The 24,671-nt window shown below is 36.2% G+C and carries 27 protein-coding genes and 1 other RNA gene; 4 read left to right on the forward strand and 24 right to left on the reverse strand.

Features of this window, described 5'->3' with window-relative positions:
- Positions 1–113: 113 nt before the first annotated feature.
- The 20 genes from tilS to yedE form a co-directional block, all read right to left on the reverse strand.
- Entirely contained in the window at positions 114–1,469 is a 1,356-nt protein-coding gene (tilS, locus tag Q0E71_RS00815) for a tRNA lysidine(34) synthetase TilS (RefSeq protein WP_294794882.1), read from the reverse strand.
- A gap of 90 nt (positions 1,470–1,559) precedes the next feature.
- Entirely contained in the window at positions 1,560–2,042 is a 483-nt protein-coding gene (locus tag Q0E71_RS00820; RefSeq protein WP_294794884.1) for a S1 RNA-binding domain-containing protein, read from the reverse strand.
- 24 nt (positions 2,043–2,066) lie between these two features.
- Positions 2,067–2,375: a septum formation initiator family protein gene (locus Q0E71_RS00825; RefSeq protein ID WP_294794887.1), complete on the reverse strand. Its 309-nt coding sequence runs from the start codon at positions 2,373–2,375 to the stop codon at positions 2,067–2,069.
- Positions 2,376–2,394: 19 nt separating this feature from the next.
- Complete coding sequence (locus Q0E71_RS00830) at positions 2,395–2,634, reverse strand: RNA-binding S4 domain-containing protein (protein WP_294794890.1); 240 nt, start codon at positions 2,632–2,634, stop codon at positions 2,395–2,397.
- Between the two features lie 88 nt (positions 2,635–2,722).
- On the reverse strand, positions 2,723–3,016 hold the full coding sequence (locus Q0E71_RS00835; RefSeq protein ID WP_294794892.1) for an HU family DNA-binding protein: 294 nt from the start codon (positions 3,014–3,016) through the stop codon (positions 2,723–2,725).
- 138 nt (positions 3,017–3,154) lie between these two features.
- Positions 3,155–4,723 (reverse strand): polysaccharide biosynthesis protein, encoded by a 1,569-nt coding sequence (locus tag Q0E71_RS00840; RefSeq protein ID WP_294794895.1) that lies wholly within the window; start codon positions 4,721–4,723, stop codon positions 3,155–3,157.
- Positions 4,724–4,726: 3 nt separating this feature from the next.
- Complete coding sequence (locus tag Q0E71_RS00845; protein ID WP_294794897.1) at positions 4,727–5,410, reverse strand: response regulator transcription factor; 684 nt, start codon at positions 5,408–5,410, stop codon at positions 4,727–4,729.
- Between the two features lie 8 nt (positions 5,411–5,418).
- Positions 5,419–7,332, reverse strand: coding sequence for a selenocysteine-specific translation elongation factor (selB, locus tag Q0E71_RS00850; protein WP_294794900.1), 1,914 nt, complete (start codon positions 7,330–7,332; stop codon positions 5,419–5,421).
- Complete coding sequence (gene selA / locus Q0E71_RS00855; protein WP_294794903.1) at positions 7,332–8,714, reverse strand: L-seryl-tRNA(Sec) selenium transferase; 1,383 nt, start codon at positions 8,712–8,714, stop codon at positions 7,332–7,334. Before selA ends, selB begins: the two co-directional genes overlap by 1 nt.
- Positions 8,715–8,721: 7 nt before the next feature.
- The gene (gene selD, locus Q0E71_RS00860) at positions 8,722–9,765 is read right to left on the reverse strand and encodes a selenide, water dikinase SelD (RefSeq protein WP_294794905.1); all 1,044 of its coding nucleotides are present in this window, start codon (positions 9,763–9,765) and stop codon (positions 8,722–8,724) included.
- Positions 9,766–9,769: 4 nt separating this feature from the next.
- Complete coding sequence (locus Q0E71_RS00865) at positions 9,770–10,378, reverse strand: helix-hairpin-helix domain-containing protein (protein ID WP_294794908.1); 609 nt, start codon at positions 10,376–10,378, stop codon at positions 9,770–9,772.
- A gap of 360 nt (positions 10,379–10,738) precedes the next feature.
- Positions 10,739–11,088: a transfer-messenger RNA gene (gene ssrA / locus Q0E71_RS00870) on the reverse strand.
- Between the two features lie 79 nt (positions 11,089–11,167).
- The gene (locus Q0E71_RS00875; RefSeq protein WP_294794910.1) at positions 11,168–12,292 is read right to left on the reverse strand and encodes a hypothetical protein; all 1,125 of its coding nucleotides are present in this window, start codon (positions 12,290–12,292) and stop codon (positions 11,168–11,170) included.
- Positions 12,285–13,274: a [citrate (pro-3S)-lyase] ligase gene (locus Q0E71_RS00880; RefSeq protein ID WP_294794913.1), complete on the reverse strand. Its 990-nt coding sequence runs from the start codon at positions 13,272–13,274 to the stop codon at positions 12,285–12,287. Before Q0E71_RS00880 ends, Q0E71_RS00875 begins: the two co-directional genes overlap by 8 nt.
- 2 nt (positions 13,275–13,276) lie before the next feature.
- Positions 13,277–14,323, reverse strand: coding sequence for a tRNA 2-thiouridine(34) synthase MnmA (gene mnmA / locus Q0E71_RS00885; RefSeq protein WP_294794916.1), 1,047 nt, complete (start codon positions 14,321–14,323; stop codon positions 13,277–13,279).
- Position 14,324: 1 nt separating this feature from the next.
- Positions 14,325–15,653 carry a phosphoglucosamine mutase gene (gene glmM, locus Q0E71_RS00890; protein ID WP_294794919.1) on the reverse strand — a complete coding sequence of 443 codons (1,329 nt, stop codon included), beginning with the start codon at positions 15,651–15,653 and terminating at the stop codon, positions 14,325–14,327.
- Positions 15,653–16,972, reverse strand: a complete 1,320-nt coding sequence (locus tag Q0E71_RS00895) for a CCA tRNA nucleotidyltransferase (RefSeq protein ID WP_294794920.1) — start codon at positions 16,970–16,972, stop codon at positions 15,653–15,655. Before Q0E71_RS00895 ends, glmM begins: the two co-directional genes overlap by 1 nt.
- A 91-nt stretch (positions 16,973–17,063) precedes the next feature.
- Complete coding sequence (locus tag Q0E71_RS00900) at positions 17,064–17,336, reverse strand: DUF3343 domain-containing protein (protein WP_294794924.1); 273 nt, start codon at positions 17,334–17,336, stop codon at positions 17,064–17,066.
- Positions 17,314–17,526 carry a sulfurtransferase TusA family protein gene (locus Q0E71_RS00905; RefSeq protein ID WP_294794927.1) on the reverse strand — a complete coding sequence of 71 codons (213 nt, stop codon included), beginning with the start codon at positions 17,524–17,526 and terminating at the stop codon, positions 17,314–17,316. Before Q0E71_RS00905 ends, Q0E71_RS00900 begins: the two co-directional genes overlap by 23 nt.
- On the reverse strand, positions 17,516–18,592 hold the full coding sequence (yedE, locus tag Q0E71_RS00910) for a YedE family putative selenium transporter (RefSeq protein ID WP_294794929.1): 1,077 nt from the start codon (positions 18,590–18,592) through the stop codon (positions 17,516–17,518). The genes Q0E71_RS00905 and yedE overlap by 11 nt, the downstream gene beginning before the upstream one ends.
- 263 nt (positions 18,593–18,855) lie before the next feature.
- On the opposite strand from yedE, the gene Q0E71_RS00915 reads away from it, so the two are divergent.
- Genes Q0E71_RS00915 through Q0E71_RS00930 form a run of 4 tightly spaced genes read left to right on the forward strand, consistent with a single transcriptional unit; the run spans position 18,856 to position 21,880 of the window.
- Positions 18,856–19,611, forward strand: a complete 756-nt coding sequence (locus Q0E71_RS00915) for an acyl-CoA dehydratase activase (protein ID WP_294794931.1) — start codon at positions 18,856–18,858, stop codon at positions 19,609–19,611.
- Complete coding sequence (locus Q0E71_RS00920; protein WP_294794933.1) at positions 19,611–20,345, forward strand: hypothetical protein; 735 nt, start codon at positions 19,611–19,613, stop codon at positions 20,343–20,345. Before Q0E71_RS00915 ends, Q0E71_RS00920 begins: the two co-directional genes overlap by 1 nt.
- Positions 20,338–21,615, forward strand: coding sequence for a double-cubane-cluster-containing anaerobic reductase (locus tag Q0E71_RS00925; RefSeq protein WP_294794936.1), 1,278 nt, complete (start codon positions 20,338–20,340; stop codon positions 21,613–21,615). The genes Q0E71_RS00920 and Q0E71_RS00925 overlap by 8 nt, the downstream gene beginning before the upstream one ends.
- Positions 21,616–21,619: 4 nt before the next feature.
- The gene (locus Q0E71_RS00930; protein WP_294794938.1) at positions 21,620–21,880 is read left to right on the forward strand and encodes a DUF3343 domain-containing protein; all 261 of its coding nucleotides are present in this window, start codon (positions 21,620–21,622) and stop codon (positions 21,878–21,880) included.
- 290 nt (positions 21,881–22,170) lie between these two features.
- Here Q0E71_RS00930 and Q0E71_RS00935 read toward each other — a convergent pair whose 3' ends face one another.
- From Q0E71_RS00935 to Q0E71_RS00950, 4 genes are all read right to left on the reverse strand, one after another.
- The gene (locus Q0E71_RS00935; protein WP_294794940.1) at positions 22,171–22,653 is read right to left on the reverse strand and encodes an NUDIX domain-containing protein; all 483 of its coding nucleotides are present in this window, start codon (positions 22,651–22,653) and stop codon (positions 22,171–22,173) included.
- Between the two features lie 13 nt (positions 22,654–22,666).
- Positions 22,667–23,182, reverse strand: a complete 516-nt coding sequence (locus Q0E71_RS00940; protein ID WP_294794944.1) for a hypothetical protein — start codon at positions 23,180–23,182, stop codon at positions 22,667–22,669.
- A gap of 35 nt (positions 23,183–23,217) precedes the next feature.
- Positions 23,218–23,457, reverse strand: coding sequence for a winged helix-turn-helix domain-containing protein (locus Q0E71_RS00945; protein ID WP_294794947.1), 240 nt, complete (start codon positions 23,455–23,457; stop codon positions 23,218–23,220).
- A 148-nt stretch (positions 23,458–23,605) separates the two neighbouring features.
- Positions 23,606–24,382: an ADP-ribosylglycohydrolase family protein gene (locus Q0E71_RS00950; protein WP_294794950.1), complete on the reverse strand. Its 777-nt coding sequence runs from the start codon at positions 24,380–24,382 to the stop codon at positions 23,606–23,608.
- Positions 24,383–24,671 lie beyond the last annotated feature (289 nt).

Here is a 24,671-nt window from a genome sequence, read left to right on the forward strand (position 1 = left end):
TTAGTATACCAACGAAGATTGGGCTCTTGCCTTTGTAATCCTCAGTCAATTGTTTTGCTAGTTCTAAAACTTTTGCTTGAATTTCTTCTTCTGTGAACATTATTTCTTTAATTCTATAAGCCATCATTACCCTCCATTATAACGTTTAGATAGTTTTTAGTTTTGCTACTTGCTCTATATTTATCAGCGATGTCATAGCCCACAACGTAGGCTATCTCGTCACCATTCATCAGAAACAAAACTTTACTTCTATCGTCCAAAGACACTTTTTTATCAACAAAGTAGTCCTTAATCTTCTTAGAACCCTTCATTCCGAAAGGATTGAACCTATCGCCACTGCGTCTATTTCTAAGACTAAGCTTACCAGTCAATAAATCGTAATCTAGGTACTTTTTGCTAAGTATTTTATCACTTAATACAAATTTAAATTTACTGCCATAAATATTGTATACTTTATCCAATTTAAAGTCAAGCGATATTTCTTCTGAAAGCTCATTAATATCAAGCTTTTTAAATATAGTTTTTTCAAAATCATTAACAAGATAATGCTTGCCATCTATATCATATTTTTTACCCGAATCGAGCTTAATTAAATTAATCATATCCTCGATATTGTCTTTGCTAATATTGTTTAAATAATTTAAATTCTCTCTTAAAAATTTTCTTAAGACAAGAGTCTTTTCATAGTGATTGAGATTATTGAATTCATCTCTACTAATGGTATTGTCCTTAACTATGTCAATGTATTTATCGCTAATAATATCTTCGAGATAAAGATTATTCTCTTTTGCAATAGACGCGAGCCTCGACATAGACGAAACGATATTCTCATTAAAATTCTTTTTGATAAATGGAATAATCTCGTTACGAATCATGTTTCTTTTGTAATCGTTAGTGAAGTTCGTCGAGTCATCGACGTAGTGGATATTATTTTCTTTTAAAAAATCAAGTATCTCTGACTTTTCAAAGCAAAGTATAGGCCTTATATAAAAGTCCCTTCTTAATGGAATCGATTCAAGTCCATCGAGGCCCGTGCCTCTGAATATATTTAGGAAGATGGTCTCGGCCACATCGTTTTCATTGTGAGCGATGGCAACCTTATCTGCCTTGTACTTTTCCTTGATTTCTTCGAAGAAAAGGTATCTTAGCTTACGGCCTGCCTCCTCGCAAGTAAGCGAGTGCTCCTTGGCATAGCCCGCCATGTCGATGTGCTCTACTTCATATATAAGTCCATACTTCTCTGCGAGATTCTTAACAAAGTCTTCGTCTCTTTGTGCTTCAGCACCTCGAAGGCCATGGTTAACGTGAGAGACAATTATCTTAAGACTATATTCCTCTTTGATTGCTAAAAGCATTTCAAGCATGAAAACAGAGTCAGAGCCGCCTGATACAGCACTGACTATGGTATCGCCTTTATCGATTAAATTATTTTCTTCGATGAAATTTTTGAATTTTTCTAATGTATTCATAATGACCTCTGCTCTTAGAAAAAATATATAAAGTAAAATTAAAGGCTGAACAAATTGTTCAACCTTGCTAAATTCATATTGCTTAAGAAGCTATCTGTTATAATCACCCTTCTTTGAGTGATAGCTGCTCCTTCTATTTTCTTTAAACTTCATTTGATCCATCTTCTCAGTACTTTCTTTTAAAAATCTTGAGATCTTATCTTCGAAGCTTAAATCTTGAGACTCTGTCTTTTCTCCTTCCCAAGTGTAGACCTTCCTAGCTTGCGGCTTAGAAAAATCTTTTCTTGGCTTTGAGAAATCTTTTTTATTATTAAAATCTCTTTGCTTAACAAATTCTTTTTTTGGAAGAGTTTGCTTAATTGACAAACTTAGCTTTCCGTTCTCATTTGACAAAACTTTGGCTTTAACCTCTTGTCCCTTCTCTAAAACATCTGAAACGTTTTCCACGTAATCATTTGATATCTCCGAGATATGTACAAGACCATTTTGCCCACCTTCTATTTCGATAAAAGCACCGAAATTAGTAATATTAACAACTTTTCCACTCACGATGTCTCCAACTGAAAGCGTCATAAAAAACAAAATCCTCCTTAATTTTTATTTGTTTTCCTTAAATATATCTGTGTCGACTTTGTCAACAACTTTTATTTCTTTAGGCTTAATCATGCCTAATTCATCTCTAGCTATTAATTCAATAAATTCTTGAGTTTTAGACTTAGAAAGCAATACCTTTACGTCTGATATTTCGTCCTTAAGTTCTGCTATCTCCTCTTGCTTTGCCTTATCTTCTTTCACTAATTTATTGTAAGTTACTACTTGATTATATAAGTGGATTGACACAATTAATAATAAGGATATAACACCTAACTTAAATGCTGTAATACCACCTTTTTTAGTTTTTTTCATAATCATCACTCCTTACAAATCATAGCTCTTTATACATCAGCTTAGCTTGATCCTTGTTTGGACTCTCCATCAATGATAAAACCTCATAGCTTCTGTGATCATCGCTAAACGTTGTCGTTATAACGTCGCCTACTTTTAATTCATCGCCAGGCTTAGCTACTTTTGAATTTATAAGTATCTTGCCGCTCTTAGCAGCATCATTAGCTACTGTTCTTCTCTTAATAATTCTCGATAGTTTTAAAAACTTATCAAGTCTCATGAAATCACCCTTATGTACATCGTAGAAAGTCAGGCAAAGCCTGACTTTTTACTTATTCTGCTAAAATAAACTTCCCTTAGGGTCTAGCTTATTTTCTTTTTCCTTTAGTGTTAACTGTTTCTTTTAATGTCTTACCAGCTTTGAAAACAGGTGCTTTTGATGCAGGAATCTTAATTTTTTGCTTAGGATCTCTTGGGTTTCTTCCTTCTCTAGCTTTTCTGTCCTTTACTTCGAAAGTACCAAAGCCTACTAGTTGAACCTTTTCACCTTTTTTAAGTGTTTCAGTAACAACACCTGTAAAAGCGTTTAGACAAGCTTCAACGTCCTTCTTAGTCATTTCAGTTTTTTCAGCCATAGCTGCAACTAATTGAGATTTGTTCATAATAAATCCTCCTTTTAAAAAGTGCTTTGAAAAGCCATTTGCGGCTCTTCTATACTTATATTATAACCTATTTTCGCTAAAAATCAAGGTTTTTTTGCATTTTTTTCTAATTTTATTGAAAAAATAGCGATTTTTTTGCTATTTTGATATAAAATCTTCTATTTTTACTAATTTTAGTAAAAGTGCAAGACCTGCATAAACTATAATCCCAAAGGAAATCGATAGTGATGTCGATACCAAAAGTGAAAATCTCATGCTTAAAAGTTCATATACTATCTTAACCGATATCGCCATCATTATGCTTATAGCTAAAACTTTTATCGCGTATGATAATAAATTATATTTTTTATCGACTATCTTTTCTAGATCGATGTAGTTTAGCACCATAGCTACTAAAAATGCGACGTCTGTACTTATTGCCGCGCCTTTTACATTAAAGTAGCTGATTCCAGTTAGTATATATGTTAAAACGATTTTAACGAGTGAGCCAATTACAAGATTCTTAACTGGCTTCTCTGGGCTGCCAACTGCTTGAAGTATAGCCGTAAGTATCTGTATCATACATAGGCAAATTAGGCTTATTGATAGTATACTAAGTAGCTCAGCTGTGCCGTTTATGGCCTCAGGCGAATTATTATAGTATATTAAAGATATGATCGGTTTACTTAGTGCGATAAAGCCCAATGCGCATGGAAAGGCAAAGAGACAAGTGAACTTAAGCCCACTATATATCGTTTGATGCATCTTTTCATGGTCATTTTTCACCATGTAAGCCGAAACTAGTGGCACTATACTCATTGACAAGGCTATGGATATAGCTTGAGGCATGTTAATAAGTGTTGTCGCCATACCCTTTAACCAGCCAAACATATCGTTCGCCTCTGCCATAGTGTAGCCAATGTCTGTTAGTCTCATAAAGACTAGCTTTGTATCGATAAAGTCCATAAGTGGATTGATCGACGCACCTATGGTGATGGGAACTGCTATGGCTAAGATGTTTTTAATAACTTCCTTGTCATCATATATAAAGCCACTCTCATCAAGTCTTTCTTCTCCCTTATATGATTTATAATTGAATAAAAATACTATAAGCAAAAATAAAAAGCCAAAGAAGGCTCCGATTGAACCGCCTGATTGTGCTGCACCTGCTGCAACGGCTACGCCATACATACTAAGAGCGTACTTTGTAAGCATTAGCCCAAAAATTAATTTAAATAGCTGCTCAATAACTTGTGAGATGGCTGTCGGCACCATATTGTCCTTGCCTTGATAAAAGCCTCTAAATGATGACATTAAAGGTGCAAATACAAGGGCCGGTATAAGTGCGACTAATGAGTACCAGCTGTTTTCATTTTGCAAAAAGCCAACTATTTGGTGGCTGAATACATAAACAAAGAGCGCACTCGCTATGCCCAGGATGAACATTAGCTTTGTCGACTCTCTGAATACTTTATGTGCTGCCTTTATTCTGCCAAGAGCATAATTCTCTGAAACAAGCTTGGCGACCGCTATCGGTAGGCCCGCTGTTGATATAGTTAAAAGTATTTGATACACAGGATAAGCTGCTTGATAGTAGCCAATCCCTGTATCCATGATGATGTTTGTTATAGGTATTCTATATACAGCGCCTATAATCTTAACTAAGATGCCCGCTATAACTAGAATAAAGGTATTCTTAAAAAATTTATTTGTTTTTTTCTTTTCCATATATTAATCTACGAAGTAGTAGCCTACCCCCCATTTAGTCTTTAAAAATTTTGGTCTCTTGCTGCTCTCTTCTATCTTGTTTCTAAGCCTTCTGATATGAACGTCAACAGTCCTTTCATCGCCATAGAATTGATAGCCCCAAACCTTTTCCAAAAGGTCCTTTCTCGAGAAAACAACTTCTTTATTCGAAGCCAGTATATAGAGTAAATCAAATTCCTTACCTGTTAGTGAAATTTCTACGCCATCTTTGAAAAGTTTTCTGCCAATGGTGTTTATGGTAAAGTGATTAAACTCAAGTATATTGTTCTTTGCCTCGTCATTCGCTCCTTGAACTCTTCTAAATAGTGACTTCATCCTAGCTTTAAGCTCAAGAATATTATAAGGCTTAACTAAAAAGTCATCTGCACCATATTCAAGTGCAAGTATCTTTTTGATCTCTTCCTTATTGTTTGTCGATATGATTATGGCGACGTTTGAGTCCCTTCTGATGTCTTGGCATAGATTGAGACCGCTCTTGTCTGGCAAGTCTATCTCCATAATTATTAAATTGTACTCATTTGGCTTAAGAAGCTTTTGTGCCTCTTCAGCGCTATATGCTGTATCTATAAGATACTCATCTTGTTCTAGACTGTATTTGAGACCCTGAACAAAGGTTTCATCACTATCTATTAATAAAATCTTTTGCATATATACTCCTACCTTTTTAATACTCTCTTATCGCCAAGCCTCTTCGTTAAGTTTGCCTTGTCAAAATCTTCAAGCAAAGCAAGCGATATCTTTCTATTTGATGAGATAAGGTCCCTGTACTCAGCCAGACTTATCTCTTGATTCTTGTTTAAATACTTAATTAGCTCTTCTCTTGCATTTAAGAAGGCTTTGTAGCTTATATAATCATCATGAAGCCTGCAGATGCTCTTGCTAGCTTGCAAATCTTGGAGCGCTTCATTTAAAAATTCTGGATTGATCTTGATTTTTTCTTGTATAGCATCTTTTGTAATACCGTCGTATTTTGCTTCTTCTATCATATTCAAAACCATATTCATGGACTTTTTGTCTTCATCCGACAAACTTGGTGCGTAGCCCTTGATTGAGACTAGCTCGCCATTTAGCTCTAAGCTTCCTTCGTCAAGTATTAGCTTAAGAAGGCTTTCATATAGCTTTTGATTGTTATTAAGCTTCTTAAAGAATCTATTTTTAATCTCTTCTTTGAAAATTCCTCTTCTAAGTGGATATTTTTCGTAGTATTTATTTAAGTGAACTATTAGTTCTTCGTTCACATTGTGTATATATCTTAATGATACAGGATAGATGCCGTTCTTTAATTCATATATAGCGATGGCTCCATCATCTACAAGTTCCTTTAGCTCTTTGTCAACTAAGTCCTCGGACTTACTTAATAATTTTGCGATTTCTTTTTTATTTAAGAAATCATCTTGTCTTGTATAGATAAGATTGTTTAGAACATCTGTATCAGAGCCCTTTTCATTTATCTTAAACTCTTCAACGGCTTCTTCGTCAAAACGCTTTTTCTTCTTTGGATTAGTTTCAAGTATCACGCCGCCCGCTATAGTTGACATCGGTGAGTAGAATCTTAAAATAAATCTATCCATCCTCTTACAAACTGTTTCGCTCTCAAGAATCAATTGCGCATAGCCTTCTTCGCCCGGATTAAGTACATCTCTATCTAATAGCACTACTCTTGCTAAAATTTCTTCAGTGCCTAAGTATAAGAAGACTCTTGATCCATTCTTTATGGCTCTTTCTTGATCCTTAATGCACTCGATCTTTACATCAATAAGATTAGTGTTTTTAAGTGCATCAGGAAGACTTATAACGCTGCCCCTATGTATATCTTCTTTTTTAACGCCAGGGATGTTTAGAGCGCATCTTTGTGAGGCATAAGCCACATCTTGTGATTCTTGGTGCACTTGTATGGACCTGATCTTAGTCTTTATTCTCTCTGGATATATTTCAATCTCATCTTGTAAGGATAATTTTCCGTCCATAAGAGTGCCTGTAACTATAGTTCCGAAGCCTGATATAACGAAGACCCTGTCAATAGGCAGCCTTGGTGTATCGTTCTTTTCTTCTTTTTCAAAGCTATCGGCATGCTTCCTTAAAATATTTTTTATATCGTCAATGCCTTCTAAAGTCTTGTTAGATACCCTAACTATTTCAGAATTTTCAAGGAAAGTGCCTTTTAAGCTGTCTCTTATGTCTGATGTGACTAGCTCTATCCACTCTTCATCGACTAAATCAGTCTTAGTTAAAGCGACAAAACCGTGTTCGACGCCAAGCATAGTAAGTATGTTTAAGTGCTCAATCGTTTGAGGCATAACGCCTTCATCAGCCGCAATGACAAGCATAACAAGGTCCATGCCGCTAACACCTTGAACCATGTTTCTAATGAATTTCTCATGACCAGGCACGTCGACTATACCTACTCTTAAATCCTTTTCTAGATCAAAGTAAGTAAAGCCAAGCTCTATCGATATTCCTCTCTTTTGCTCTTCCTTTAGCCTGTCAGTTTGCCTGCCAGTCAGGGTGCGTATTAAAGAAGTTTTCCCGTGGTCAACGTGACCTGCAGTTCCAAGTATTAAATGTTTCACTATCTCTCTCCTAAAATTCCCTTAAGTTCACTCGCAATAATTTCGTATTCTTCTTCGTCAATAGTCCTTAAATCAAGTAAGATCTTGTCCTTGTATATCCTAGTAATAATCGGTACTTCAAGCTTCCTAAGTCCTTCTTCAAGCTTTGCAGCCGATATATTTTTTGGATCAATTTCAATTGCCTTTGACTTGATAAATTGGTTTGGAAGTGAGCCGCCGCCTACTTCAGAGGCTGTTTCAACTATATTTAGCTCAGCTCCAGCCATTCCCTCAAGCATTGAGAATAGTTTTTCTGCTCTCTTCTCAATTGATTCGTATGACTCAGTTATCATCTTTATAGTCGGTATTTCAAATGTTTTGTTCTTGTCAATATAATAGTTTAGTATTGTTTCAAGAGCTGCTATAGTCATCTTGTCCACACGAAGTGCTCTTAATAATTGATTCTTCTTGATTTGGCTAATGTATTTTTCCTTGCCGACTATGATGCCCGCTTGTGGGCCGCCTAAAAGCTTGTCGCCACTGAATGTAACTACATCGACGCCGCTTGCAACTGATTCCATAACAGTTGGTTCGTGCTCAAGACCATAGTCCTCTAGATTAATTAAAACGCCTGATCCAAGGTCTTCAATTAGTGGTAGATCCCCCTTTATAGTAGCAATTTCACTTGCGCTAACGCTTTCAGTAAAGCCTAAAATTTTGTAATTTGATGTGTGAACCTTAAGTATTGCGCCTGTTTCTTCATTTATAGCGTTTTCATAATCTCTTAGGTGCGTCTTATTTGTTGTGCCGACCTCCCTAAGTGTCGCCAAGCTTCTTTCGCAAACGTCAGGTATTCTAAATGATCCACCTATCTCAATAAGCTCGCCCCTTGAAGTGATTACTTCCTTGTTCTTGCTAAGTGTGTCAAGTACAAGCATAACAGCCGCAGCATTGTTATTTACTACAAGTGCCGCCTCTGCTCCAGTAATCTTCTTAAGCTTTTCTTCTATATGAGAGTATCTTAAACCTCTTTCGCCTCTGTCTAAGTCATACTCAAGGTTTGAGTAGCTTGATAATAGTCTCATAATATTTTCTTGAGCCGATTTTGGTAGTTTTGATCTGCCAAGATTAGTGTGGATGATGACGCCTGTCGCATTTATAACTGGTCTAAGGCTATAATTAAGCTCATCAGCTAGCCTTTGTGCTACAGCCTTGTCAATATTTTTAAGTCTCTCTCTAAGAGCGTCTTCATCAAGACCTTTCTTAATCTCGTCTCTCATCTCATCTAAGATAGTTCTTATAGTATCGTTAATAAGTCCAGCGTCGTGAAGCTCGAATAATTTCTTAATCTCTTCATTTTCCATAACTTGATCAACGCCTGGGATCATTCTAAATAAATTCATATCACACCTACTTAATTAAAATATATTTATCGTCGAATTTTTTTGCCTTTGCAATTATATTTACATCAAATGGAAGGTCTATCCTTTCCATATAAGTCTTCGCATCCTCTTCTGATAGCGATATCAACAGGCCTCCAGAAGTTTGCGGGTCGAATAATAAATCTTCCATCTCTCTTTTTATCTCAATATCTATCCTAAAGTTATCACCAACAAAAACTCTGTTGTCATAAGCACCTGCTGGCACAAGGCCCATCATCGCATAATCAAGCGCTCCCTTTAGTATAGGTAATTTCTCTGTATATAGTTCAACTGTAACATCAGTATTTCTAAGCATTTCGTATACATGGCCCATAAGTCCAAAGCCTGTTATGTCAGTACATGCGTGTACATCAAGTCCTTCCATAGCGTCCTTCGCCTTCTTATTAAGCGTTTTCATTACTAAAACCGCTTCATCTAAGGAGTCCTTATCGCATATATCTCCCTTTACAGCTGTATTTATGATGCCTAGACCAAGTGGCTTAGTTAATATAAGGACGTCGCCCTCTTTAACACCAGTATTTCTCAAAACTTTGTCAGGATGAACAAAGCCAGTAACGCTCATGCCGTACTTAAGCTCATCGTCTTGAACAGTGTGTCCGCCTATTAGCAAGGCACCTGCCTCCTTAACCTTGTCAAAGCCGCCCTTTAATATTAGCTTTAATACATTTGGTGACAAACAGTTTGGGAAGCATGAGATATTCATCGCAAGTATCGGCTCTCCGCCCATGGCGTAGACGTCTGAAAGCGAGTTTGCTGCTGCTATTTGCCCAAATGTATATGGGTCGTCAACTATTGGCGTAAAAAAGTCCAAAGTTTCTATGATGGCTCTGTCCTCGCTAACCTTGTAAACAGCTGCGTCATCACTTGTTTCCAAGCCTACTAATAGGTCTGGATCTGGCGAATTTTTTTCTAATCCTTTTAATATTTGATCTAAAACCTCCGGTTTAACTTTCGCTGCTCAACCAGATGTCTTAGCGAAACTTGTTAATTTTACATTTATATCATTACTCATACAATCACCTTCCGCTTACGCTTATATAATCTTTCATGTTCTTAAACTTGTTCTCTCCGATTCCTTCTATGTTCATGATATCTTCAATCTTTTTAAACTTATTTTTCTCTCTGTAATCAATAATCTTTTGCGCAGTCTTCTCTCCAACGCTTGGTATTGATGTAAGCTCATATAGATCAGCCGTGTTAATGTTGATCTTCTTCGTTTGAACAGAGCTTGCTGCATGACTTGACTCGCCCGTTTCGCTCGTGCCCTTCGCAGGAACTATGATTCTCTCCTCATCAACTAGCTTTTCAGATAAATTGATTAAGTCGATGTCAGCGTCCTCAGTAAGACCGCCCGCCTCTTTGACAAGGTCGTCCATACGTGTGCCAGCCTTCATCTTGTATACACCAGGCTTTTTAATCTCGCCAGTGATGTGCGTGTAGATGTAGCCCTCTTCAGTATCAGCCTCGTCCAAAGAGTCCTTGGAGCCAGTATCGAAGGCTCTATCGACCTTGACCTCACCATCGCTTTGATTAAAGAAGTCCTTATTCATTATATTTATAAATACTATTATCAGTATGACTATAAGAAATATCTTTAGTCCCTTTTTGATTTTATCGATGTCCATAGAATCACCAGATATATTATACCATAAATTTGATAAAAATGAAACAACTTTATGAACTTTTATTCATAAAGCTTTATGATGCTTGCAATCACTTATTCTTATATGCAGTCACTGTCCATAGTAAAAAGACTTATAGTAAAGCGCACCTAGACATCTTTTTTTAATAAAATTTTTGTACGATAAATCAAGTAAATCTTGTAAATAACAGTATCATAGTAAGTCATATCTAGATTAAAATTTGTAATTTTGCTAAAATATATATTTTTTTGTTAAAATTCATTTCTTAGTCGAACACTAAAAAACGTTTTAAATCCAGCTATAAGCATAAAAAAAGATATAGACCTAGTCTATATCCTATAGTGGTGGAGATGAGGGGAGTCGAACCCCTGTCCGAAAGCCCTTCCTAAAGAACTTCTCCGAGCGCAGCTTTTTACCAAACTTCACTAAGACCAATTTAAAAAGCAAAATAAAGTCTTAGCTAGCTTTAAAATAATCTCTTAACTTTTAAGCTTGGCTAAAAGATTTTCTCGTCTAAGTTGACCCAATATAAAGCCGAACGAGAAAACTCTATATTGAGAGCCGCCTAACTAGGCAGCGTATGCAAAATTATTGTTTTCTGCGTTTATATTTTTTTGACAGATGTAACGTATCCATCGACCCGGCTCGCTATTCTAAATTCCAAACCCCCGTCGAAACCAAAATTCATCCCCGTGTATTTATTATTACCCAGAAGCGTTTTTTCTCTAACGCGTCTATGGCAATAGTTATGGGTGCACGAGGCACCCAATGCTATATATCCATTTGATAAATTCTATATGTTATGTTGATCTTTGCACCAAAGCTTTCAACGTCGTTCATCATGTCTCTGTTGTATTCCCAAATTGTTGATCCTTCAAGCTCTGTGTAGCCTTTTTTAACTGCGTTGATGTATGTCTTTAGGTACATGACGCTTGTAACGCCCTTCTTTTGATACTCAGGCACTACGAATAGAACGAAAAATCTGATTCTATCGATCTTTCTCTTGTGATACAAGAACTTTATAAAGCCAAATGGAAGTAGTCTTCCCTTCATCTTCTTGATGGCTTGGTTATAGTCTGGTAGTGTTATGTTAAAGCCGATTGGTTCATCTGTTTCGTTGTCTCTGGCTATGAATATAAGCTCAGGATCGGCATATGGTTTTAGCTGCTTAACTACCTTTCTTATCTCTTCTTCGTCAAGTGGAGCGAAGTCGTCCCATTCTTTTGGCATAGCCTTTTCAATTACATGCATAATGTCTGCCGCATCGCTGTCAAGTCTATTGAAATCAATATTGTCCACTCTAAAATTGAACTTCTTCATTGCATATGGAACAAGTTTTTCGAATCTTTCAATGTTGGTATCTTCAATGGTATCTTTATATGCATAGCAGTCAAAGTACTTTTCGAAGCCATATTTCACGAAGAAATCATTGTAGTAACTCTTGTTGTATGTGTTCATTATGTATGGTTGATCCTCAAAGTTATCGACTATAAAGCCTCTGTTGTCCTCGCCGCCTGGCAATGAAACTGGTCCTTTTATCTTCTTCATGCCATGTGCCCTCAGGTATTCTACTGCTGCATCAAGAAGCTTTTCAGCGTATTCGTAGTTGTTTTCGCACTCGAATTGTGAGATGTAGCCTTCTTTAAAGCCGTGGTAGTCATTAATGATTTCGTTGATGCCAACTAAAAGTCTTCCAACTACTCTGTCTCCATCGTAGCAGATAAACTTTGTATTTGGGCCTGCGTTGTTTAGGTCGTTGTCCACGCCTTGTAAATATTTTAAATATTCTTTTCTAATTGGCGGAACAAAGTTTTTGTCCCCTTCATATATATCATAGATAAAATAAGCAAACTCCTTTAAAGTTTTTTTGTCAGTAACTTCTTTTACGCTAATCATTGTTACCACTCCTTTTTATTTCTAAAAGCTCATAAACATCCGAGCTTAAATATTTTTTACAAGCCGAAAAATCATTTTCGTAGCACTCTCTGACCTTCGATGCGCTGATGACTTCGCCATCTATAGTCTTTCTCTCAATAAATTCAGTCGCTATACCATATTCAGAAAGTATTTTCTTCATCATTTCATTATACTTTTCAGTAACTTTGTCAATGGGTTCGCTGCCAAAGTACCTCTTTTTGATATTCAAATCCTTTGCAATGCGCTTTGCGAATATCTTTGCGTCAAGCTCTGTATATACCTTAAGCCTATCTGTATCCTTCTTCAAAAAATATGTTGGGAAGGTCGCCCTCGATATGATGTAAGGGCCTGATTTATAAATTTTTACACGATTATTGTCTTGATAATGCTTTTTAACTAGCTCATATCTATCCCTAGTACTAAAGTATGAGGCGTCCTCTTCCAAAACAAAGATGATCAAGTCACGAGGGTCTTCTAAGGCTTTATCTACTAGGTACTCATGACCAAGTGTTAGTGGATTTGCGTTCATGACGATTGCATTGTACTCATCTTTATCAAGATCTTTTTTAATAGTCTCTACCCAATCGGCATATTTAAAGAAACCGCCTTCAAGTAAAATAACGTCTTCAGTCTTTTCAATGACATCCATGGATAAGGAAGTAAAAATGTTTTCATTTTTTGCCTTCGTAAAGACAAAGTAGCTTCTATATCCACTGGCAATAATCTCTTCAAGCGCACTGTTAATAAGCTCTATCGCAAGTCCCTCGCCTTGATATTTATCCTCGATGTAGAAGAATTTAATTAAATTCTTCTTAACTGATACTGTAGCGATTATATTACCAGCATCTCTTATGATGTAGCTCGCATCAACATCTTCGTATATAACATCTCGCTCTAATAAAAAATCTCTAAGAGCCGTTTCGCTTGATGAGCCTTTTATAAGTTTATCTACATAAAACATGATTAATCCACTATAACGCCGCCGCCTACAACAGTTCTGCCATCGTATACAACGAGGCTTTGTGAAAGAGTTATCGCTCTTTGCGGCTCTTCAAAAGTAACTGTGTAAGTACCGTCGTCATTCTTCTTTATTTTTGCTTTTTCATCATTTGATCTATATCTAACTTTTGCTGTATATACCTTGTCTTCATCGATTTCGTCAATCGAGATCCAGTTCACATCTTTAATTATTGCAGTCTTTTTGAATAAATCCTCTTCTGGTCCAAGAATGATCTCGTTATTAATTGGATCTATCTTAGTCACAAAAGCTCTTTGACCCAAAGCAACATTAAGTCCGCGTCTTTGGCCTATAGTATAGTTTCTAATGCCATCGTGCTCGCCTAAAGCCTTGCCGTTCTTGTCTTTAATAAGGCCCTTCTTGCTAATATTTTCAGAATATTTATTTAAAAATGCCTTGTAATCATCATTTGCAATAAAGCATATCTCTTGCGAGTCCTTTTTATTGTATACAGGTATACCCGCTTCCTTCGCTATGGCCCTAGTTTTGTCCTTGTCCATGGCGCCAACTGGGAAGATTGCGTCTCTTAATTGATCTTGCTTTATATTGTATAGGAAATAGCTTTGATCTTTTCTAATGTTTGTAGATTTTTGAAGATAGTGAGTGCCATTTTCATCGTATTTTTCAACATAATGACCAGTCGCAATAAAGTCAGTATCAAAGTTTTTCATCTCATCGTGAAATCTCTTAAACTTGATATTTTTATTGCAAAAAATACAAGGGTTTGGCGTGTGACCAAGCTCGTACTCGCGGATGAATGGCTCAATTACCTTCTCCTTGAAGTCTTCTTTATAATCAACCACGTGATGCTCTATGCCGAGGTAGTCCGATACACGCTTTGCGTCCTCTATCATCTTTGTGTAATTGTCTTTAATAATATCGTCGCATAAATTAAATGTGATAGCTACTACATCGTAGCCAGCCTCTTTTAGTAAATATGCGCTGACGGAGCTATCGACCCCGCCCGATAAAGCTATTAAAACTCTCTTCAAACTATTTCGTCTCTCTTTCTATCAAATCAACTAAATCTTTTGCTAATTTCTTTAATTCATCTTCATCTTCGCCTTCAAGCATGACCCTTAGAAGCGGCTCAGTGCCTGATGGTCTGATGACTACCCTCATGTCAGGATTGTTCTTTGTTAAATAATCTATAGCGTTTTTAACGCTTTTTATCTCTAAAACTTTATTTTTTATCTCATCAGTAACTTTTGCGTTTAAAAGCACTTGTGGATATGTTTTCATAAGTCCATTTAATTCAGCGGAAGTCTTTTTTAGCTCGACCATGGCATTTATTAAAAATATCGCGCTTAAAAGACCATCGCCAGTATTTTGGTAATCCTTTAGTATTATGTGGCCCGATTGTTCTCCGCCAAGTGATAAGTCGTCCTTAATTAGCTCAGCTAAAACATATCTATCGCCAACGCTAGTCACATCAAGCTCTACGCCAATAGTATCAAGATACTTCTTTAGGCCAATGTTTGACATTATAGTCGCAACAAGTTTTTTTTTCTTAAGCTTGTCATGCTTTTTCAAATATGTTGCAAGCGCTGCTAATATATGGTCTCCGTCCATGGTCTTGCCATCAGAGTCAACCACTTGTAATCTATCTGCATCGCCATCAAAGGCTATGCCTATATCTGCCTTATTATCTTTAACAGTTTCTATAAGCGATTCCAAATGAGTTGATCCACAGTTTTTATTGATGTTTCTGCCATTTGGCTCGCCATGAATATATATCATCTCAGCGCCCGATGCGTTTAAAACTTCTTTCGCAGTCACGTAATTTGCTCCATTAGACATATCGCAGACAATTTTAAGGCCGCTGTAGTCCTTCATAAGTGAGCGTAAATAGCTTATATACTCAGTTTTGTCGATTTCATCAGTGATGTAATTACCGAAACGCTCTGGCTTTTTAAGCTCTTTGTCATTTAGCATATTTGTTTCAATCGCTTCTTCAACTTCGTCAGCAAGCTTGTAGCCATCCTTGTTAAAAACCTTTATGCCGTTGTATTCATAAGGGTTATGCGATGCTGAGACAACGATGCCGAATAAAGAATCATTTTTGCTAATGATGTAGCTTGCTTCTGGCGTCGATGATACATTTAAATCGTATACATCAAGTCCCATAGATGTGATGGCTGCTGCAAGTGATAGCTTTATCATGTCCTTTGACTCTCTTGTGTCGCTCGCTATAAAAACTTTGTTACCCTCGCCGCCAATAAAGTAGTCTGCTATATATTTACCTAATTTGTATGAAAATTCACTAGTTAAAAACTCGCCAGCGACGCCTCTAACGCCGTCTGTGCCAAATAATTTCTTCATTATTCTTCCTCCATATATTCTTTAAGAAGCGGGAGCAAAGTTTCTCTGTCGTTCTCAAGCTCGCCCAAACTCACCATTTCTTTAATTTTTCCAAGTGCGTGTGCAAATTTTTTGCCCGGCGCGTAGTCCATAGCAATCAAATCGTCGCCGCTAACAGCAAGTTTCAGCTCACCGCTTTTGTCAAGACTATCCTCTATCTCTTTTATGTAAGCCTCAAATTTTGTGATATTATCAAGCTCTCGGCCCGGTCTCGTCGCAATACTATCTGCCCTAATTAAATCAAGGTAGCGATAGATATTGTCCTTGCCATAGTAATTGTAAAGCCTTCTCACAGCCTTAATGCCAAAGTTCGGGTCCTGCTTCATGTGCTTTAAGATGAGGTCATGAACTAGATTTATAGTCTTCTTATCATAATTAAATTTTTTTAAAATATCGACTGCCATCTCGGCGCCGACCTTGTCGTGATCGTAATAGTGCGATATGTCCCCATCTTCAGAGCGTGTCAATGGTTTTGCAACATCATGAAATAAAGCCGCAAGACGCGTTGGCAAATCCTTTTCAGTTGCTTCAACCGCCTTCATCGTGTGAGTAAATAAATCATAGCTATGATAAGGATTGTTCTGGTCGTAGTGAAACTCCCTGTCAATCTCAGGAAGAACTTCCTTCAAAATGCCCAGCTCATGCATAAGTGTAAAAGCGTAATGAACATTGTCAAGAAGCAAAATCTTGTTAAATTCTTCACGAAATTTGTCCTTCGAAAGAGTTTTTACAAATGGCACAAATTTTTTCGCTGCCTTAAAAGTTTCTTCCTCTATCTCAAAGCCAAGCTTCGCCGCAAAGCGCACTAAACGCAGTATTCTTAAGTAATCCTTAGCAAAACTTTCATACGGATCAATCACCGTTCTTAAAATTTTTGCATCAAGATCCTTTTTTGCATCCATATAGTCATAAATATTTTTGCTCTCATCCATTAGCATAGTGTTTATAGTAAAGTCGCGCCTAATAAGGTCTTCCTTAACATCACTCGTAAAGCTTAAAGTGCTTGGATGCCTGCCATCAGCATAATCATCCTCACGCCTAAAAGTAGTTATCTCAATTGCATTCTCGCCCTTAATCTTGACAGAGCCATATTTCATAAACTTAGTATCAAGCTCATAGTCACATAAAAGATTTATTATCTCGTCAGGCCTCTTCGCTGTGCATATGTCTATATCGTAGACATCCTTGCATAGCAAGTAGTCCCTCACAGCACCTCCAACAATGTATGAGCAGCCCCCTAATCTTTTCAAGATATCAATCGCGTAATCTAAATTTTTCATAATATACAATAGATTATATCACATTCACAAGAAAAAATCAAAAATATGTAAATGCAAAGAAAAACAGCCACATAATGTAGCTGTTAATCCCTTATAAAATTTCTTTTAATTTTTCGCTTTCGTATAAATAATAATCCTCTACTCTATCGACCTCATAATCAAAGTCATCGATGACCTTCTCAAGTGCTTCTCTGTTCTTGATCGAAGTGGCTAAGCTATTGCCACAGGATGAAGAAAGATCTCTTGGCGTAGGTATGATGAGTGAATCGATGCCGATCTCTTTGAGTTTATTATTTAGCATAAGGCACGACGATATCGAATAGAATGTTACTATGACAACGTTATTTTGTTGCTTTAAGCTCAAAGTCTTCTCCATCTTCTTTAACTGCTACTTTATAGCCAGCATTTTCAAGAAATCTTGTAACATTTTCTTTAGCAACTTCTATATCAACTAGAACTGTAAAGTCCTTTGTGCCTTTGTCTGCTTCATTTTTAGCTAAAATAACTGGTTCTGGACAAGAAAGTCCTCTTGCATCAATAATATTATTTGCCATTTTGAGCTCCTTTCTTTCTTTCAGCTATGATGAAGTATGCAGCGATTATTACGAATACAAATCCGATGATAACTGCAACTCTACCATTAGCAGTTGTTCCTTTACCTGATGAAGCTAAACCAAAGTTGTGTGATGCAGCTGCTCCGCATATAAGACCGATAACTGTCATGAATGCGTCTGTATCGCCTTGTGAAGCAAGTATTGTTTGTCTGATAGGGCAGCCACCAAGTAATACAGCTGTTAAACCAACTAAGCCCATGGATAAGAAGTTCCATAAGTGTTCTGAGTGGGCTACTGGTTGACCTTCGAAGCCAAATTTAAATTGACCTAAGCAAAGGTTTAAAACTAAGTTTGCTAGTACTATACCAAGTATACCATATAGGAAGTGATAGTCCTTGATTAGTATTGCATCTCTAAAGCCTGCTGCTGTACAAAGTCTTGTTCTTTGTAAAATACCGCCAACGATTAAGCCTGCTACTAATGAAATTATGAATGGTGCATGCATTGATCCAGGTCCTTCTGTTGAGAAGTGGATAAATGCTGGTTTTGCTAGCGCTAAGATAAGTAATACAACTGCAAATATTGGCATAATAAGTCCAGATAATTTTGATTGATCATGGTTTCTTCCTAAAGAATAACCTTTCTTAATAAATACAATACCTACTCCAATACCTGCAATAAAGCCTAGTAGGCCAACTACAGCGTTCATGTCTCCTCCGCCGATTCTTAGAAGCATTCTAAGTGGGCAGCCTAAGAATACTAAAGCACCTATCATCATTAAGAAGCCGTAAACGAAACGAAGTGCTGGGTTTGAGCCACCCTTTGCTCTGAATTCACCTTTAGCCATAGAAATGATAAAAGCACCTAATATAAAACCAATGATTTCAGGTCTTATATATTGAACAACTCCTGCAGAGTGTAGTCCTAATGCGCCTGCTATGTCTCTAAAAAAGCATGCAACACAGATACCCATGTTAGCTGGGTTACCAAAGTGCATAAGTAAAGCTCCAATTATACCAATAATGGCGCCTCCTATGAAGATAGTCAAATTTTGTTTTTTCTTCATAATATCCCTCCTTTATATGAGTATATCACAATTAGAGGCTATTTTTCGATGTATTAAAAAATTTTATAGTTTTAGCCTTTATTATAAGATATCGTTATCAATATTCATTTATATGATCATAATTATGGTCTTACTATTATTAAAAATATTTATAATGAGACTACTATATATAAAAATATTTTATAATTATTGAATGTGAATTCTTTATGATATATAATTTAATTAACACTATTACTATGGTAAAATTTTAAGAGAGGTGGATTATGCATTACATAGGAATCGATATAGGATCGACTGCTTCAAAGGCCGTAATCCTAGACGAAAACAAAGAAAAAATACTTCACGAAAAAATCATGCCAAGTGGCTGGAACAGCAAAGAAACTGGCGAAGAGATCAAAAGATGGATCAAATCACTTGGCTACGGCGAAGATGATGTGAAAATCACAGCGACTGGCTACGGCAGAATCAGTGTGCCTTATGCGGACAAAACTGTTACTGAAATCACTTGCCATGCCAAGGGCGCTCACTTTTTAAATCCTGAAGACATGACTGTTGTTGACATTGGTGGACAAGATACTAAGGTTATACTTGTGCAAAACTCAAATGTTACGGACTTTATTATGAATGATAAGTGCTCTGCAGGTACTGGAAAGTTTTTGGAAGTTATGGCCAATAGGCTTGGACTTTCCTTAGAGGAAATGTTTGAGTATGCTAAGAGAGGCCAATCTGTTAACATATCATCAGTATGTACAGTATTTGCCGAATCAGAAGTAATCTCGCTTATGGGTAAAGGCACTCCTCGTGAAGACATCGCAAGGGGTGTTGTTGACTCAATAGTTAAGAAAGTTGCCGCACTTGCAACAAGAAAAAATGCATCAGATAATTACTTCTTAACTGGTGGTTTCTGCGATTCAGAATTTACAGTTGAACTACTTAGCGAAAAGCTTGGCGCACCAGTAAATACACATCCAGACGCAAGATTTGCTGGAGCCATAGGTGCTGCACTACTTGCAAAATAATGATAGACGTAGAATTCTTTAAAGAATTAAGGCGTATGGCTTATGTCGATGCCGTCACTTTTAAAATGAGTGAAAATAACGTCATCGGCTACTTTGCCAAAGATATCGACGAAGCATTTTTAATGAGCTATGGCCTCGTGCCCTACCCATTTGGCTCGACTGACACAGAGATTTTAGCTTATGGCGAGTACAATACTTGCGATATGATCAGCGCGACGACCATTTACATGACAACAAAAAAGTGTCCGCTAATCTATTCTTCCAAAATCTTTTTGATCGAGGATATCTGTAAAAAATTCACTGAAGTCTTTAGTGCTAATTGCGATAGATATATCTATGAGTTTAGTGGAGATATTGCAGGGACTGATGTTGACGGCGTTATAAAATCTGTTTACGGCTTTAATTTTGATGAGAAGAAATACAAGCAAAATAAAAAAATATTTTCTAAAATCGATGAGCTTTTACTCGCAATTGAGAAAAAGCTTGAGCCATATGAGTACAACATAGTTAAATACTACATTCGTTACGTGGCTGATCCTGAAAAAAGAGTAAAAATTCTTGAAAGGGTTTTAGAAGATAATCAAAAAAACATTAATATTAAAAAAAATAAATGTATTAATGTCGCCTGTCCAGAAATAATTCTGGATGAACTCAAAGGCCCTATATCTGAGAGCTACAAAAACATTGACCTAGCTCCAAGGGGCTGCATATTAAAAGGAGGAAAAAATGGATAAGAATCATGAAATGTGGACTAATCTAGGCATGGACGTTGAAAAACACGATATGCTATGTGAAGTTTTACCAGGAGCTTTTGGAGATGTATTCCTAAGCCAAGAAAACAGACCAAAGGGTATGGACTATTGGAACATGGTAGTTGGAGACATACACGGTATAAGACCAGCTGAATTAATCGAACACCAAAAGAATGGTGGCAAGGTAGTTGGAACATTCTGTATACACGTACCTGATGAAGTGCCTATAGCAGCTGGAGCAATAGTTACAGGTCTTTGCAGTGGATCTCAATTCTGGGTACCAGGCGGAGAAAAGAAGCTTCCTACAGCAACTTGCCCACTAATCAAAGCATCACTAGGAGCAAGATTTGACAGAACTTGCCCATTCTTCAGAATAGCTGACCTATTTGTTGGTGAAACTACTTGCGATGGCAAGAAAAAAGCTTGGGAAATATTAGCTGAAGACGCTCCTATGTTTATCATGGACATACCTCAGATGAAGAGAGACGAAGACTTCGAAAAATGGGAACAAGAAATCAAACGCTATATGAAGAGAATCGAAGAGCTTACAGGTAATGAAATTACTGAGGAAGGACTAAGAAAGGCTATACATATAGTAAACAACAAGAGAAGAGCTTTGAAGAGACTTAATGAATTTAGAAAGAACGATCTAGTTCCAATAAGCGGTAAAGACGTTCTAGTAATCACACAAGTTGCTTTCTATGATGATCCAGAAAGAACTACCGAAATGATTAACAAGCTTTGCGATGAACTTGAAGAAAGAGTTAAGAACAAAGTTTCAGTTTATAAACCAGGTGCAAAGAGAATACTTCTTACAGGTACACCACTATCTATTCCTAACTGGAAGATGCACCACATCATCGAATCGCTTGGAGCAGCTGTTGTTTGCGAAGAAATGTGTACAGGAATTCGTTACAGCTACAAACTTGTTGAAGAAGATGCGGGTGCTGATATGGATACTATGGTTCACAATCTTGCACAAAGATACCTTGGCAGCATAAACTGCGCTTGCTTCACACCAAACACAGCAAGAATCGACGACATAGTAAGACTTGCTAAAGAATACAAGGCAGACGGCGTTATTGACCTTAACCTTAAGTTCTGTAACCTATATGACACAGAAGGCTACTTCGTAGAAAAAGAACTTAACAAGCTAGGTATACCAGTTATGGGTATAGAAACAGACTACACAGACGAAGACGCAGAACAATTAAAGACAAGAATCGGCGCTTTCTTAGAAATGCTTGACTAATTTAATGAAAGAGCTTAGGCAATACATTCTCTTAGGAGATTCCAGTTCAGCGACAAAACTATACTATCTACTTAAAGATAATGGCTTTGAAGTAACCATAGCACCAACGCCGAGAAATGCAGACCATTGCTGTGGTTTGTGCATTATATACGAAGCTAAAGATAGAGAAAAGATAGCGATGCTCGCAGAAAAAAATTCTATAAAGATAGATAGATTTTGGGAAGACATCGTAAGAGATGATCCAAATAGAATGAGATTTTGCTAATATAAAAGGGATAGACAAAACGTCTATCCCTTCTTTTTCTTAAATCTAGCTAATAATTGTTAAAATTATAGCGAGCATTATTAAACCTAAACCAAGAACAAATTCTATCAGCCCTAGTTTTTTAGCATAAGAAGCATCTCTTCTTTTATATAAAACATCTAAGTTAAAAGAATTTATCAAAGAATATTTCTTTCTAAAATAGATAAGATATCCGAATGTAGAAAAGACTGTACCTAAGATAAATAATAATATTTTCAAAATCAAGATAAGTTTCTACCCCCTAAGATAAACTATACTTCCCTATTCATTAATATAGTTTTAAAATTTATACCATTCAAGTAATAATAGTCCACGCTTTTGAATGGTTTATTCTTTAGAGCATAGTCTAGAAAAATCTTATCCCCTTCCCAATGAGGGCTATGATAAAATTCATCCTCACTCATAAACTTAAGACTGCCCTCAGAACATTCTTTCATCATGCCAGTATAATCATCACTGTAATATACATACATTTTATCATAAGAGTCAGCATCAAGGTCAATGTAGCGAACCTCGCCCATGTAGTAAAAAGTCTTAAGCTTGAGATTCGTCTCCTCATAGACCTCGCGCACAATGCACTCATCCTTCGACTCGCCCGGCTCAATCTTGCCGCCTACGCCAATGTACTTGCCATGATTAATATCGTTCTTCTTTTTATTTCTGTATAAGAACAAAAACTTATTACTATTCTTGTCCTTGATATATATAACAGTGTAAGCTTGTTTTAATTTCATAATAAATTATCGTTTATTTACAAAATTTATTCCAAAAATCTACCCAGCTGCCATGTACTTCTCTTTGGTCAATGTAAATAAAAGTATCTTCATCATACCAATCATGGTTAACTATATCGTCAATAGTCTCAGGAACAAAAAAGTTGAAAAATTCTTTCTTGAACGAACTTCCATACTGTAAATAATATGCACCTACCATCTTTGTAAAATTGGTTTTCTTTACATCTTGTGGTTTATACAAAAGTGCTTCTCCAACCTGATTTAAATCAGGGCTTACTTCAAGAAAAACTAAACTTAAATCATCTTTCTTATAGCCAAGTATAAAACTTCTGTATTTATAGGAAACGGTACGAAGCACTACGAAATTCGCACCACTAATATCTTCTGAATAAGCATAAACTATTTTATATTCCGAACCATTATCTACTTGCTTATCAAAAATTTCTCTCATGCGATTTTTGTTTTCATTGCTTTTTACATTATCTAACTCAACTGTTTTTTTTCCACCAAATAAATTAAACAATCCCATTTTATTGCCTCCTATCATAATTTTAATTTCTTCTGTTAGTTATAGTATTTTTGCGTTATTCCATTTATTAAGTCAGTATAAACAAACTCAATAATTCCATTCTCTTCAAAAAGCCTTAAATGATAATGTATTTTTAAGCCGCTAACTCCTAAAGCATCTAAAAGATCTTGTGCCGTCTTTGCTGTAATGCCAAGCATTATAATTATTTTCAATCTTGCAGGATTACTTACTAAATTAATCTCTTTTAGTGTGCTTAATATGTGAACCTCTTTCATTTTCACATCATACTTACCATCTTTAGATATAAAATAGCATAAATTAATTCAACAGTCAAGTATTTTTTAACGTTAAGTTATATTTATTTTATCTATAATTATCCTTGGAAAATAAAAAAGCTACTAAGTATAATACTTAGTAGCTAAGCTATTCAAATAAACAATCTTCAATCAATTCTATATTCTTTAATTTTTCTATCCACTCTTTCGGTATGGCATCATATCCATAGATAATACCTGCAAATCCTCCTGTGACTGCAGCTGTAGTATCTGTATCATCACCAAGGTTTACTGCTTTTAATACCGCATCCTTATAATTATCTGTATTTAATATACACCATAGCGATGCTTTTAGCGTATCAAGTACAAAACCACCTGATTTAATTTCTCTTTCATCAATATATTTTATGCTATCATCAATATATTTCTCGCCCTTAATTAATTTTCTTGCTATATGAATATATTCTATGCAAGCATTTTTTGATATTTCATGTGCGTGTGTTATAGCTGAAACATTGGCAATGTCTTCATCTGATGCTTCTGTAAATGCTAGTGGAAGTATCCTCATAAGTGATCCATTACCATTATCATGAAAGCCGTCCAACCCATGTCCAAGCTCAATAGCTCCGCGCGTTGTGCCTCCTACATCAAATACTTCGCCATTTGCAGTGAATTTGTCTTCATATAACCATGCTTCAAAATTCTTACGTATATCTTTTAAATCAATGTATCCCATGTCCTTAATTGACTTTGCTGTGGCTAGTGTTAGCGATGTATCGTCGGACCATGTGCCTGCCTCTTGATTCCATGTGCCGTGGCCAATCATATCTGTGCAATTATATGTGTGTCTTTCTTTGAACTCGTATGGCACGCCTAAAGCATCTCCAATCGCAAAACCAAATATAGCTGATTTTAATTTTGACATGAATCTCCCTCCATATTCATAGTGATTTGTATACAAAAAAGGACCAAGTAATTGAAAATACTTAGTCCTAGGCTGGCGCGCCATTGTCTACTTATACGAACCACTTTTTCGCATATGGATCAATATATGTTAGCGTCTTTGATGTATGCTAAATATCTAAATATCTAAATATCTAAATATCTAAATATAAATAAGTATATGTAAAAAAATATAGTCACTATAAAAATAAGACATTGGCAGCCTTACCACGTCGTAACAGGAAGATATAGTGACTATATTTCTATTATAC

The organism is uncultured Fenollaria sp. (assembly GCF_934202865.1).
Classification (GTDB): domain Bacteria; phylum Bacillota; class Clostridia; order Tissierellales; family Peptoniphilaceae; genus Fenollaria.

Excerpts from the sequence above, each read along its gene's own strand:
- tilS (WP_294794882.1), bottom strand. The coding sequence starts at position 1,469 with ATGAATACATTAGAAAAATTCAAAAATTTCATCGAAGAAAATAATTTA.
- Q0E71_RS00820 (WP_294794884.1), bottom strand. The coding sequence starts at position 2,042 with ATGACGCTTTCAGTTGGAGACATCGTGAGTGGAAAAGTTGTTAATATT.
- Q0E71_RS00825 (WP_294794887.1), bottom strand. The coding sequence starts at position 2,375 with ATGAAAAAAACTAAAAAAGGTGGTATTACAGCATTTAAGTTAGGTGTT.
- Q0E71_RS00830 (WP_294794890.1), bottom strand. The coding sequence starts at position 2,634 with ATGAGACTTGATAAGTTTTTAAAACTATCGAGAATTATTAAGAGAAGA.
- Q0E71_RS00835 (WP_294794892.1), bottom strand. The coding sequence starts at position 3,016 with ATGAACAAATCTCAATTAGTTGCAGCTATGGCTGAAAAAACTGAAATG.
- Q0E71_RS00840 (WP_294794895.1), bottom strand. The coding sequence starts at position 4,723 with ATGGAAAAGAAAAAAACAAATAAATTTTTTAAGAATACCTTTATTCTA.
- Q0E71_RS00845 (WP_294794897.1), bottom strand. The coding sequence starts at position 5,410 with ATGCAAAAGATTTTATTAATAGATAGTGATGAAACCTTTGTTCAGGGT.
- selA (WP_294794903.1), bottom strand. The coding sequence starts at position 8,714 with ATGAATTTATTTAGAATGATCCCAGGCGTTGATCAAGTTATGGAAAAT.
- Q0E71_RS00865 (WP_294794908.1), bottom strand. The coding sequence starts at position 10,378 with ATGGACATCGATAAAATCAAAAAGGGACTAAAGATATTTCTTATAGTC.
- Q0E71_RS00875 (WP_294794910.1), bottom strand. The coding sequence starts at position 12,292 with ATGATTAGCGTAAAAGAAGTTACTGACAAAAAAACTTTAAAGGAGTTT.
- Q0E71_RS00880 (WP_294794913.1), bottom strand. The coding sequence starts at position 13,274 with ATGTTTTATGTAGATAAACTTATAAAAGGCTCATCAAGCGAAACGGCT.
- glmM (WP_294794919.1), bottom strand. The coding sequence starts at position 15,653 with ATGAAGAAATTATTTGGCACAGACGGCGTTAGAGGCGTCGCTGGCGAG.
- Q0E71_RS00895 (WP_294794920.1), bottom strand. The coding sequence starts at position 16,972 with ATGAAAAATTTAGATTACGCGATTGATATCTTGAAAAGATTAGGGGGC.
- Q0E71_RS00905 (WP_294794927.1), bottom strand. The coding sequence starts at position 17,526 with ATGGCAAATAATATTATTGATGCAAGAGGACTTTCTTGTCCAGAACCA.
- yedE (WP_294794929.1), bottom strand. The coding sequence starts at position 18,592 with ATGAAGAAAAAACAAAATTTGACTATCTTCATAGGAGGCGCCATTATT.
- Q0E71_RS00915 (WP_294794931.1), top strand. The coding sequence starts at position 18,856 with ATGCATTACATAGGAATCGATATAGGATCGACTGCTTCAAAGGCCGTA.
- Q0E71_RS00920 (WP_294794933.1), top strand. The coding sequence starts at position 19,611 with ATGATAGACGTAGAATTCTTTAAAGAATTAAGGCGTATGGCTTATGTC.
- Q0E71_RS00925 (WP_294794936.1), top strand. The coding sequence starts at position 20,338 with ATGGATAAGAATCATGAAATGTGGACTAATCTAGGCATGGACGTTGAA.
- Q0E71_RS00930 (WP_294794938.1), top strand. The coding sequence starts at position 21,620 with ATGAAAGAGCTTAGGCAATACATTCTCTTAGGAGATTCCAGTTCAGCG.
- Q0E71_RS00935 (WP_294794940.1), bottom strand. The coding sequence starts at position 22,653 with ATGAAATTAAAACAAGCTTACACTGTTATATATATCAAGGACAAGAAT.
- Q0E71_RS00940 (WP_294794944.1), bottom strand. The coding sequence starts at position 23,182 with ATGGGATTGTTTAATTTATTTGGTGGAAAAAAAACAGTTGAGTTAGAT.
- Q0E71_RS00945 (WP_294794947.1), bottom strand. The coding sequence starts at position 23,457 with ATGAAAGAGGTTCACATATTAAGCACACTAAAAGAGATTAATTTAGTA.
- Q0E71_RS00950 (WP_294794950.1), bottom strand. The coding sequence starts at position 24,382 with ATGTCAAAATTAAAATCAGCTATATTTGGTTTTGCGATTGGAGATGCT.